This window comes from Micromonospora sp. U21, assembly GCF_018070045.1.
GTDB lineage: Bacteria > Actinomycetota > Actinomycetes > Mycobacteriales > Micromonosporaceae > Micromonospora.
On sequence record NZ_JAGPYK010000010.1, the window covers coordinates 123913 to 135528 of the forward strand.

General features: G+C 72.2%; 9 protein-coding genes. 3 read left to right on the top strand and 6 right to left on the bottom strand.

Annotated features, from left to right (window positions below; all coding sequences use genetic code 11):
* Window positions 1-368: 368 nt before the first annotated feature.
* A complete protein-coding gene (gene ftsH, locus KBX63_RS16035; RefSeq protein ID WP_210912042.1) occupies window positions 369-2387 on the top strand; it encodes an ATP-dependent zinc metalloprotease FtsH in 2019 nt (672 codons plus the stop codon).
* A gap of 35 nt (window positions 2388-2422) precedes the next feature.
* Window positions 2423-3088, top strand: coding sequence for a GTP cyclohydrolase I FolE (folE, locus tag KBX63_RS16040; RefSeq protein WP_210912103.1), 666 nt, complete (start codon window positions 2423-2425; stop codon window positions 3086-3088).
* Between the two features lie 112 nt (window positions 3089-3200).
* Here folE and KBX63_RS16045 read toward each other — a convergent pair whose 3' ends face one another.
* A complete protein-coding gene (locus KBX63_RS16045) occupies window positions 3201-3923 on the bottom strand; it encodes a hypothetical protein (RefSeq protein ID WP_210912043.1) in 723 nt (240 codons plus the stop codon).
* Window positions 3924-3951: 28 nt separating this feature from the next.
* Window positions 3952-6513, bottom strand: coding sequence for an FtsK/SpoIIIE domain-containing protein (locus KBX63_RS16050; RefSeq protein ID WP_210912044.1), 2562 nt, complete (start codon window positions 6511-6513; stop codon window positions 3952-3954).
* Between the two features lie 195 nt (window positions 6514-6708).
* On the opposite strand from KBX63_RS16050, the gene KBX63_RS16055 reads away from it, so the two are divergent.
* Window positions 6709-7263: a hypothetical protein gene (locus KBX63_RS16055; protein WP_210912104.1), complete on the top strand. Its 555-nt coding sequence runs from the start codon at window positions 6709-6711 to the stop codon at window positions 7261-7263.
* 4 nt (window positions 7264-7267) lie between these two features.
* Here KBX63_RS16055 and KBX63_RS16060 read toward each other — a convergent pair whose 3' ends face one another.
* Genes KBX63_RS16060 through KBX63_RS16075 form a run of 4 tightly spaced genes read right to left on the bottom strand, consistent with a single transcriptional unit; the run spans window position 7268 to window position 11616 of the window.
* A complete protein-coding gene (locus KBX63_RS16060; protein WP_210912045.1) occupies window positions 7268-7867 on the bottom strand; it encodes a hypothetical protein in 600 nt (199 codons plus the stop codon).
* A 13-nt stretch (window positions 7868-7880) separates the two neighbouring features.
* Window positions 7881-9053, bottom strand: coding sequence for a M23 family metallopeptidase (locus KBX63_RS16065; RefSeq protein WP_210912046.1), 1173 nt, complete (start codon window positions 9051-9053; stop codon window positions 7881-7883).
* Window positions 9050-9607, bottom strand: a complete 558-nt coding sequence (locus KBX63_RS16070; RefSeq protein WP_210912047.1) for a hypothetical protein — start codon at window positions 9605-9607, stop codon at window positions 9050-9052. The genes KBX63_RS16065 and KBX63_RS16070 overlap by 4 nt, the downstream gene beginning before the upstream one ends.
* A complete protein-coding gene (locus KBX63_RS16075; protein ID WP_247662457.1) occupies window positions 9604-11616 on the bottom strand; it encodes an MFS transporter in 2013 nt (670 codons plus the stop codon). The genes KBX63_RS16070 and KBX63_RS16075 overlap by 4 nt, the downstream gene beginning before the upstream one ends.

Sequence of the window (11616 nt, forward strand, 5' to 3'; positions counted from 1 at the left end):
GAGCCCGGTGGCGCGGAGGTTAATCCGCGCCCGACCCCCTCGACCGCGTGACCGGGCGTTCGGGTGGTCGGGCCGGACTCTCCGCCACGCCGGCTTCTGCCCGGACCCGCTGTACGTATCGGTGAGGGCTGGTGAGCCTGCCCACAGTGCGCGCCGTCGATCGCGAAGGTGTGCCGAGTGCGGGGCTCGCAAGCTCACTCCTCGCGTACACGGTGTACCGTCGAATGACCGCGGCGCGGCAGTTTCCGCGCCTCGGGGCCGAGGCCGGCCCGCACGGCGGCTCCGGCCGCCGCTCAACCGCGGCGACACCATCAGACGGTCAGGACGTCGATCAGGAGGATGCGGGCGCTCCGGCGCTCGACAACAGTATGGAACGTACGCGTTTCTTCCGCCGACCGGTGGTCTGGATCATCCTGGTCATCCTCGGCGCCGTTGTGCTCAGTCAGCTGTTCACCGCTGGTCCCAGCTACCACCGCGTGGACACTTCCGTTGCGCTCGACCAGCTCCACACCGCCAAGATCAATAAGGTCGTCTTCCAGGACAAGGAGCAGACGCTCCAGCTGGACCTGGCCCAGAAGACGAAGTTCGGCGAGACCACCACCAACAAGATCGAGGCCCAGTTCCCGTACCAGGTTGGGGACGAAGTCTGGAACGAGGTGCTGGACGCCAAGGCGGCCAACCGGGTCACCGGCCCGGCCGACGCCAAGGTCTCGTCGGACAGCATCTGGGTGAGCCTGCTGGTCAACCTGCTGCCGATCGCGCTGCTCGTGCTCCTGCTGCTGTTCTTCATGTCGCAGATGCAGGGCGGCGGCTCCCGGGTGCTCAACTTCGGCAAGTCCAAGGCGAAGATGATCACCAAGGACACTCCGAAGACGACCTTCGCGGACGTCGCGGGTGCCGAGGAGGCCGTCGAGGAGCTGCACGAGATCAAGGACTTCCTGCAGAACCCGGCGAAGTACCAGGCCCTGGGTGCCAAGATCCCGAAGGGCGTGCTGCTGTTCGGCCCGCCCGGCACCGGCAAGACCCTGCTGGCCCGCGCGGTCGCCGGCGAGGCCGGGGTGCCCTTCTACTCCATCTCCGGCTCCGACTTTGTGGAGATGTTCGTCGGTGTCGGCGCCAGCCGGGTCCGTGACCTGTTCGAGCAGGCCAAGGCGAACGCTCCGGCGATCGTCTTCGTCGACGAGATCGACGCCGTCGGCCGGCACCGTGGCGCCGGCATGGGCGGCGGTCACGACGAGCGCGAGCAGACGCTCAACCAGCTGCTCGTCGAGATGGACGGCTTCGACACCAAGGGCGGGGTCATCCTGATCGCGGCCACCAACCGGCCGGACATCCTCGACCCGGCGCTGCTGCGCCCGGGCCGGTTCGACCGGCAGATCCCGGTGGACGCCCCCGACATGGAGGGCCGCAAGGCCATCCTGCGGGTGCACGCCAAGGGCAAGCCGTTCACCCCCGACGTCGACCTCGACTCGGTGGCCCGGCGTACCCCGGGCTTCAGCGGCGCCGACCTGGCCAACGTGATCAACGAGTCGGCCCTGCTCACCGCCCGTAAGGATCAGCGCGCGATCTCCAACGACTCGCTGGAAGAGTCGATCGACCGGGTGATCGCGGGTCCGCAGCGACGGACCCGCGTGATGAGCGACCAGGAAAAGAAGATCACCGCGTACCACGAGGGTGGCCACGCGTTGGTCGCCTGGGCGCTGCCGCACGCCGCGCCGGTGCACAAGGTGACGATCCTGTCCCGTGGTCGCTCGCTGGGCCACACCCTGGTGCTCCCGACCGAAGACAAGTACACCCAGACCCGCGCCGAAATGATCGACACCCTGGCGTACGCGCTGGGCGGTCGCGCCGCCGAGGAACTGGTCTTCCACGAGCCGACGACCGGTGCTGGCAACGACATCGAGAAGGCCACCCAACTGGCCCGCGCGATGATCACCCAGTACGGCATGAGCTCCAAGCTCGGTGCGATCAAGTACGGCACCAGCGGGGACGAGCCGTTCCTCGGCCGCAACATGGGTCACGAGCGGGACTACTCGGACTCGGTGGCCGCCGAGATCGACGGCGAGATGCGGGCACTGGTCGAGCTGGCGCACGACGAGGCCTGGGAGATCCTGGTGGAATACCGGGACGTCCTGGACAACATCGTGCTCGAGCTGATGGAGAAGGAAACTCTCTCCACCGCCGACATGGCCCGGATCTGCGCGCGGGTGGTCAAGCGCCCGCCGCTGGTGCCGTACAACGGCTTCGGCAAGCGCCAGCCCTCCACCGAGCCGCCCGTGCTCACCCCGGCGGAGAAGGACAAGCTCAAGGCGCAGGCCGAGGCCGACGGCGCGCAGGCGTCGGTGGGCGGCGGCGCCTCGTCCAACAACTCGGACGGCACGCACTGAGCACCGACCCGACGGCCAGCTCCCCCCACCGGGAGCTGGCCGTCTCCGCGACCGAGCCCGACGGCGACGACGGGCTGGACTACGTGGCCGCACGGCTGATCAGCGGCAAGCTGACCGGCCGCCCGGTCGAGGACGCGATCGACCTGGGCCGGATCGAGAAGGCGGTCCGGGAGATCCTGATCGCCGTCGGGGAGGACCCGGACCGCGACGGGCTCCAGCAGACGCCGGCCCGGGTAGCCCGGGCGTACGCCGAACTCTTCGCCGGCCTGCGGGTCGACCCGGCCCAGGTGCTCAGCACCACCTTCGAGGCCAACCACCAAGAGCTGGTGATCGTCCGGGACATCGACGTGATGAGCCTCTGCGAGCACCACCTGCTGCCGTTCCGCGGCAGTGCGCACATCGGCTACATTCCCGGCCCGGACGGACGGATCACCGGCCTGTCCAAGCTGGCCCGGCTGGTCGAGGTCTTCGCCCGTCGGCCGCAGGTGCAGGAGCGGCTCACCTCGCAGGTCGCCGATCTGCTGATGAGCAAACTCGCCCCACGCGGCGTCGTCGTCGTGCTCGAGTGCGAGCACATGTGCATGGCGATGCGCGGCATCCAGAAGTCGGGTGCCAAGACCATCACGTCGGCCGTACGCGGCACCCTGCAGCACGACGCGAAGTCGCGGGCCGAGGCGATGGCGCTGATCATCCCTCGCTGACACCCGGACGCGTCGACGGCCGGCCGACCCACCCCGGGACGGCCGGTCGTTCCGTCTCCGCGGCTCGCCGTATCCGGCCGGGCCTTCCGCCGACTGCCCGCCTCCTGACCGGTCAGCCGGCCAGCAGGGCCAGCAACAGGCCGGCCGTGACCAGCACCGCCGGCACCAGGCAGACCAGCGCACCGAAGCGCACCGTACGGTCCAGCCGTTCGCCGGGGCCGGCGCGGAACACCCGGCCGATGCCCACCCAGCCGGCGACGAAGGCGACCGCCGGCATCGGCAGACCGCAGATCAACGCCGCCACACTGGCCGGGCCCGTTCCGGTCGCCACGAACACCACGACCTGGATCAGCGGCACCAGCAGCGCCAAGGGCCCGTACACCAGGAGGTTGCGTCCCCGCGCCGACCAGGACCCAAGGCGGAATCGACCACGCGCGGCCAGCGCCGCGTCCGCCGCCTCGGCCCGCCCCCGCGCGGCCCGCAGTGCCGCCAGCACGGCCGCCGGGCCGCCCACCATCGACCGGGCCGCCTCGCTCAGCTCCGGTGGGGACGGCACCAGCGAGATCGCCGGTACGCTCAGCTCGCGCAGCCGCTCCTGCTGGCTCGCCAGCCCGGTGCGAACCACCGTCAGCTCCTCCCGGGCGGCCTCCGCCGAGCGGGCCTGCTCACCGGCGGCGGCCGCCGCGCTGCGACGTACCCCGTCCAGCTGACGGGCCGCGGCGAGATACTCCGACCAGGCCGTGGTGGTGGTCTCCGCGCCCGCCGGCGCGACGCCCCCGTCCGGAGCGGCGGCCCGCTGCCGTCCCGGCCCGGTCACCGTCGCGTTCGGACCCATCCCGACACCCCCCGCGCGCATCACCGGATCACCCGGCCTCGTCGGCGAACGGCACCAGGACCGTGCCCCGCTCGTCCGGCCCGTCCCAGAGCACCGCCCGGTCGGGACGGGCCCGCCACTCCACCGGCCGACCGAAGACTGCGGCCAGCTGGGCGGCCGGCACGTCCAGCACGGCCACGGCGGCGAGCTTGTCCACCTCGCCCTCCGGCTCCAGCAACGCGGCGAACGGTGGCACCGCCCGCCACCAGCCCAGCAGGTGCCGACCCGACGGCGGCCCGTCCCGCAGCAGAGCGCGCAGCCGGTCCACCGGCAGCTCGCGGGGCCCCGGCCGGTCCAGGCCGAAGACGACCAGGTAGGTCGGCAGCTCCCCGTCCGCGTCCGCGAGCAGCGTCGGCAGGTCCACCAGGGTGGCCGGATGACGGACCGCCAACTCGGCCGTCAACGCCTCCGCCAGCTGCCGGGAACCCGGGTCCGGCGCCGCCACCAGGAACCGGGCGGTGCCGGGCGAGTGGTGATCCGCCGTGCTCCGCGCCGCCGTCGCCAGCAGCCCGCCGGCCGCCGGGCCGGACCCCAGCACCGCGAGGTTGCGCCCCGCCGCCGGCCCCAGCGGTACGGCGACCGTCGAGCGGGCCACGTCCACCGCCCGGCCGAGCAGGGCCGCCGGCCCGTGCGCCTGGCCGGCCAACGCCGCCCGGTGTCGCGGATCGTTACCCAACAACGGACGGGCGTACCCGGCGAACACCACCGGCGGCACCGACCCGGCCGGCCGTGCCGTCCACAGCTCGTGCCGCAGTCGATCCACCACCTCCGGGTGGTCCTGCGGATCGGGGTGGCGGATCAACCGTTCGTGACCTCGGATCGCGCCCCGGGGGCCGCCGAGCCCGCCAGCGGTGTTCACCACCGCGCTACCCACCGGAAGGCCGGCGGCCGAGTCATTGGTCGGTTCGAGCACCGGCCCGCCGCCCGGCAGCGCCACCCGCACCGGGAACTGGCCGAGCACCGAATCCCGGTGCCCGGTGTCCGCCCGGCCACTCAGCCCCAGCTCGCCCGCGCCGGCCAGCACCAGGTGCACGCCGTACGCCCGGCCGGCGCGAGCCAGCCCATCCAGCTGGGCGGCCACCTCGGCGGCCAGCCGGTCCCGCTCGGCGAAGATCAGCGGCAGATTGTCCAGCACGCACACGATCCGGGGCAGCGGCCGATGCTGGCGCAGCTCCGCGAAGCGTTGCCCACCGGCGCGCCCGCCGGCCTCGGCCCGGCGCTGCACCTCGACCGTCAACTGATCGAGCAGGTCCCGGACGTACTCCCGATCGGCGGCCATCGCGGCCGCCCGCACCTGCGGAATCCAGGAGCGGTCCCGCTCGGTCTGGAGGAACTCCACGAAGGACTCGCCGCCGCCCAGATCCACCAGGTAGAGCGCCAGGTCGTCCGGGCCGTACCGCGCCGCGAGCCCGAGCAGCGCGGTGGTCAGGAACGCCGCGCGGCCCGCACCGGACCGGCCGCTGACCAGCCAGTGCGGGGTCAGCTCGGTGAAACCCAGCGGCACCGGGCGGCCCCCGGCATCACCGACCGTCGTGGTCAACCCGTCCGCGCAATCCGACTCCCACAGCCGCTCACCCGTCGGCGGCAGCAGATCCGCCAGGGCCAACCGGGAACCCGCCTCCACCTGAGCGGCGAGCCGCCGGCATACCGCGTCGACCAGGTCCGCCGGCGGGTCCGCCTCGACGAAGACCGGTGAGTTCAACCCGCCCGGCGGGTCGGCGCCAGGGCTGGCGAAGGACGCCCCCGGCGGGTCACCGAGCAGCGCGTACGCGTTGCGCAGCACCAGCGGGGTGGCACGCGGCAGTGGCCCACGGGCCGCGTACGGGCCGGCGGGAGGCCAGCCGGCCACCACCAGGTGCAGCCCGGCCGCCGGCCCCTGCTCGGCCAACGCCTCGATCCGTGCCAGGTCGGTAGGCCCGGTCAGCTCCGGCAGCGCGGCGACCACCAGCAGCAGTGTCCGGTCATGCCGGCGTCGCCCGCTCGCCCCCGGCGTGACCCACTGCTCCGCCTCGGTCAGCACCGCGCGCAGACCCGCCACGTCCACCGCCGGTGGCGGCAGCAGGCCAGCGTCCGCCAGCGCCCCGAACGGGGTGAGCACGCCCGCCGTGGCGTCCACCGCGCGCACCAGCAGCGCACCCGCCGGTGCCGCCGCCAGGGACCGCAGCAGCACAGCCCGAAGCAACCCCGCCACCCGCGGTTCCCGGGCGTCGGTGTCCACGCTCAGGTGCCCGGTGCCGACCAGCGGCACCAGCGCGGGAAAGCGGGCGTCGTCCAGTGGCGCCGCGGTGCCGACCCGCACGAAGGGCGGCGGGCCGTCGCCAGCCGGCGAGTCAACGGTGAGGGAGTCCAGGGCGGCCCCCGACCATCCCGGGGCCAGCCGCGCGGCGACCGCCCGCAGCCGGTCGGCCAGGTCGTACTGGCGGCGCTGATCGGCGGGGGCAGGTCGGGTCTCGTCGAGGATGCCGGCCGCGGCGGTCGCGACGGCCGCAGCCCGCCGGTGCAGGGCTGCGGCGCGGTTCGTGCGTGCCTTCGGACCGGCCACCGCGTCCACCCCCTCTGCCCGAGGTTGGCAACCCCTCCCTGAGCAGAGACGGTATCCCAGCCGGGGCCGCTCCTCCGGGAGGTGCCACGGCGGTGCGCCGGTGTTGTCGGGGATGTCACCGATGGACAGGGGTCCGTCACGATCCGCTGGACTTGAGGCATTGGCTCCGGGGCGTCCAGCCGTTAGCTTCAGGGGGTGGAATCAGTGCAGCCCCCCGCCGGTTCCCAGGTCTCCCGCGTACCGGCCCAGCGGACGCCGTCCGAGCAGCTGCCGCCGGCCCCGGCCGCGCCAGCGCCGCAGCGGCCACGCCGCCGGGCGCGCACCGTGCTGACGGTGGTCGGGGGCGTTCTCGCCCTGCTCTGCCTGGGCGCGGTGGCCACCGCTTATGTGCTGTACGACCGCGCTTCTACCCCGGACCGCAGCGCGCCCGACGTGGTGGTGGTCAATTATCTCCAGGCAGCACTCGTGTCCCGCGATCCCAACAGGGCGACGCTGTTCACCTGCGACGGAGCGGTTCCCGCCTTGGAAGAGTTCGGCGCGCAGATGGTACGGCGAGAGCAGGAGTTGAACGTATCGTTCTCGATCAACATCGAGAACGTCGCTGTTTCGAAGGACGGTCCTGCTGATGCATCGGTTGTTGCTGTCATCCGCCGTAGCGCATCGATAGACGGAGTCCAGCAGAGCCTGACCGATACGTGGCAATTTGACGTGCAAGAGAGGGAGGGCTGGCGCGTTTGCGCCGGTGCCAGAGTCGGCTGAATTCTCACTCGATCCACAGCAAATGGACGGGAACCTCCAGAGTGGAGGGCGCCTGGCCTCGCCAGGCCCAGCGGTACCACTCCACCTCGGGTGTGATGCGGACGCAGATGTCTCCCTCGGCGCCCGAGTAGGTCTCGGTCACCGCCCGCAGGTCGCGGTGCTCCAGAGCGCCCTCGACGTGCACGACCCGGCGCCCGGTGACGGCATCCGCCTCGAAGACCGGTGTGGGGGACCGGTGGGCCGGGCCGTCCAGCGAGACCAGCCGGATGCCGGTGCCCCGGGTGTCGTCCGTCCCCGGCCGGTCTCCGACCGTCTCCACCCAGACCCGATCGACCGGCACCAGCGGCGCGAACACCTCGACTTGGTCGGTCTCGGCTCGGTACCACTCGTGCTCGGGGATCACCGGCACATAGGTCCGGGCGCCCTGCACCACCCGGTCGTCCGCGCGCAGGTCGCCCCGCCAGCCCAGCCCTGGCAGCCCGACCAGCACCCGTCGCCCGCGCAGCTCCACCCGTTCGGTGGCCGGCACGATCGCCAGTGGCCGGGGTGGCCGGGGCGCCCAGTCGGGCTGGTCGGCGAACGGGTCCGGCAGCGGTCCGGTCATGCCCGTGGTGGCCTCACTCCGCGCTGCGCAGCGGGGCGCCCCGCTCGCGCATGAACGGGACCGGATCGATCGCGCCGCGGCTGGTGCGGTCGTTGCGCAGGTGCACCTCGAAGTGCAGGTGCGGGCCGGACGAGTTGCCGCTGCTGCCGACCTGCCCGATCACCTCGCCGGCCGGCACGATCTGATCGGGTGACACCCGGGGACGGACCACCATGTGGCAGTACCGGGTGATGTAGCCACCCGCGTGCAGCATGTCGACGAACCAGCCGCAACCCCCCTTGCCGGGGTGCCCGTCCACGTCGCAGTCCTTCCGGCCGCGGTCGTCCGGGTCGCAGCGTGCGACCAGCACCCGGCCGGCGGCGGCGGCACGGATCTCGGTGCCCTTGGCCGCCCCGATGTCGACCCCGTTGTGGCTGGGTCGGCTGCTGGTACGGAAGCCGGAGCCGACGTCGCCCGGAATCGGTGCTGTCCACCCGGAGGCGGCGATCTGGCCGCGCTCGGCCGCGTTGCACACCGCCTTGCCGTTGATCTCGATCGTGCGCGCCGCGCCACCCGCCAGCGCGTCGACGATCCGGCTGGCCAACTCCTCGTGCTTGGCGTACGCGTCCGGATAGGCGCTGATCTGGACCTGCTGTGCCACCACCGTCAGTGGTCGGCGCTGCCAGCTCCGCACCTTGACCAGCTTCTCGTAGAACTTGCGGGCCGTGTACGCGGGAGTCATCCGCTCGGTGGCAGTTCCCCACCCCGGCCGCTGCTGGAAAAGGCCCAGCGAGTCATGGTCGGCGCCGACCCCTTCGTGCGGCAGGGCCAGTGACGCGGGCACGCCAGTGTTTGCCAGGTTGCGCAGAGCGGACTCCTGCATCGCGGTGGCCAGGGCGATCACCCAACCCCGCGACGGCACCCCCAGGTCCTGGCCGACCTTGATGATGATGGCGGCGTTGCGGATCTGCGCGTCGCCGTACTCGGTGAACCGCGGCAGCTCACCGGCGATGTCCACCGGGCGGACCGGGCCGCAGCCCCGGCCCATGAGGGTGTCCGCGTCCTCCGGGTCCCCGCCGAGTCCGCTGAGGAAGAACGCCGCGGTCCCCCCGGTGCAGCAGAGCAGGAGCAGTACCCCGGTGAGGATTGTGGCGATTACACCGACCCGTACCGGCCGGCGGAAGGCGCCGCCGCTGCCGGCGTTCACTGCCGCTCCCAATCCACCACGTCGACCAGCCAGCCGTCATCCGCTGCGACCAACTCCAGCCGCAGCCGGCCGGTGTCGAGGGGCAGCAGCACCTCGACGAACGTCTCGGTGCGCGCCCGCACCGCCGGTGGGCCGGCGACCTCCTCGGCCGGGACACCGGCGGGGTCGACGCCGGCCAGCTTCTCGGTCAACGCCGCTGTGGACAACGGTTGCAGGCCGGCCTGCCACTGTTCGGCGGTCATCCCGGGGCGGCCGATCCAGGCCGCGGTGAACCGGTCGGCGGTCTGCTCGGGCGTGCGGTCGCCCGGCCGGGTCACCGGCGACGGCGGAGCTTCGGTGGAGATCGCACCATCGTCGCCGGCCGTCGGGTCCACGGTGGTGATCGGCCGGTCCGGACGGCTGCTCAACCCGTCCGCCGGATCGGCCGGGCCGGCGACCAGCCGGGCCGCCCCGAGCACGCCGAAGACGAGCACCGCGATCACCAGCGCCACCCCCAGTCGGGACCGCAGGACCCGGGTGAACAGAAACTCCAGAGCCCGTCGCATCGCCGTCACCGTGCCTCTGTGCGCACCCGCGGTCCGGCGCGGTCCGGCGCACGTTCGGCGGAGCCGGGTCGGTAGACCACGAACGACGGGTTCTCGGCTGGCACGTCCGGCTCGGTCCAGCTCGCTGGCTGCCGGCGACGGGGTTTAGGCGCGACCGGCCGGCCCCGGCCACCGGTCTCCTCCTTCGGCGCGTCCTCCGCGCGTTCCTGACCGTCCGGACGCCCCGCGCCGGAACGCGAGCCTTCGACGGGGGTGGTCGGTGCCAGGACCGGGTCCTCCCGCCGCGCCTCCGGGCGCAGCGTGGTCTGCTCCGCCACCGGTGAGCGGCGGCGGCCTCCCACCGGCTCCGCCGTGCCGCCCGGTTCCGCCACGTCCAGCCGCGCGGCGGTCCGCATGTCCCGGAAGAACCGGCGGTGCCAGGACCCGGCCGAACTGACCGCCTCGCTGCTGTCCTTGCCGCCGAGCTGGGTGATCCGCCGGTAGGGCCGCAGCAGTAGCCAACCGACCACCCCGCAGAGCCAGACCAGCACCACCTGGAGCCAGCCGGGCAGGGTGGGTGTGCTCATGATCAGGTCGACCGCGAACAGGTAGATCGCTGCCCCGGTGCCGAAGATGGCGATGTTGAAGACCGCGGCGACCACGGCGTTCGCGAGCCGCCGCAGCCCGGCGCTCGCCGGTCGGAGCAGACCGACGGTGCCCAGGATGGGTGCCGCGATCACGGCCCACCGGAAGATCAGGAAGCCCAGCAGGACCAGCAGCGACGCGGTCAGATCGAACATGGCGAACAGCACCGACGCCAGCACCGCGATGAACCCGGCACCCACCCGCTCCATGTCCCGCACACCCTGGAGGTACTCGTACGCCTCCGGGTCCTCGTCCTGAATCTGTTGGGCCACTCGCGCCCACTGCTGCTGCTTGGCCTTGATCGTCGCCTTCCGCGTCTCCGGATTAGCGCGCATGGACTGAGCTTCGCCCCAGGTTAGAGACCGTGCGTCATAAAGGGCGGGGCCGTACTTACGCGCGGTCTCACTATCCGCAGAACCCAGCACCCCACGGAGCCAATTTCGGTACAGCATGGTGTCGGTAGCGGTGTCGCTGGCTCGGACGGCAGGGGTGCGGAGGTCCTTGCAGCGACTAGGGTCGATGCACCGTCCTGGCGCCGGCTCCTTCGCCTGCGGCCCCACAGCGTCGTGTACCACTCCCAGGCCGGTGACAAGCGCACCATCGGCAACGTTCGCTGACTTCACCGGCCATGCGGCGAGCGCGGTGACCGCGACCATGACCAGCAGCGCCCAGCCAGCGGTGGTCATGGCGTTGCTCATGTCCGCCTGGCGAGACCGCCAAAGCAGGTAGAGCCCCACCACGCAGAGCGTGACGATGCCGAAGACGCTGAATACCTTCTCGTAGACGGCTTTGGTTGCCTTGTCTACCAGAGGATCAGCCCAGCCCCACATCGATCCTGGATTCCAGGCACGCTCCCTGAGCGCGTTTGATGCACCGATGATCGCGGTTGCGGCCATGAATTCGCCATTGGCAATCGTGGTGGTGAACTTGTAGTCGGGATGCAGCACGCTTGATGCGCAACCACCGATGTCGTAGGTGGTATAGCTGTAACCCGCGTAGCCGTAGAGGCTGTAGCGGCCGGCGACTCCGTTCGCCGCCTCTGCCGGTGGCGCTGCCGCGAACCAGCCGGCGAGGCCGGAGTCGGGAGTGCCGGGGGTCGGTGCGTTGCGGCAGGTGACCTCGTCCTCGCTGACCTCCTTGAGCTTCGCCACACAGGCCCGGAAGTCGGCCTGCCACTCCGCGGTCGTGCAGAGGTCGGCGCGGGCCTGGGCGGCGGCGGGCGGGGCGGCGGCAGCCGCCTCCGCGCCGATCAGCGGCCAGGTGAGGGAGGCCCCGGCCAGTACGCCGAGGGCGAGCAGGAACGCCGCGATCCGTGCCCGGGCCCGAGGGCTTGCCGGACGCCGCCTGGACTCCGCCTCGGCTCGACCGAGGACCTTGACCCAGGCCCTAGCCAT

Excerpts from the sequence above, each read along its gene's own strand:
- ftsH (WP_210912042.1), top strand. The coding sequence starts at position 369 with ATGGAACGTACGCGTTTCTTCCGCCGACCGGTGGTCTGGATCATCCTG.
- KBX63_RS16045 (WP_210912043.1), bottom strand. The coding sequence starts at position 3,923 with ATGGGTCCGAACGCGACGGTGACCGGGCCGGGACGGCAGCGGGCCGCC.
- KBX63_RS16060 (WP_210912045.1), bottom strand. The coding sequence starts at position 7,867 with ATGACCGGACCGCTGCCGGACCCGTTCGCCGACCAGCCCGACTGGGCG.
- KBX63_RS16075 (WP_247662457.1), bottom strand. The coding sequence starts at position 11,616 with ATGGCTAGGGCCTGGGTCAAGGTCCTCGGTCGAGCCGAGGCGGAGTCC.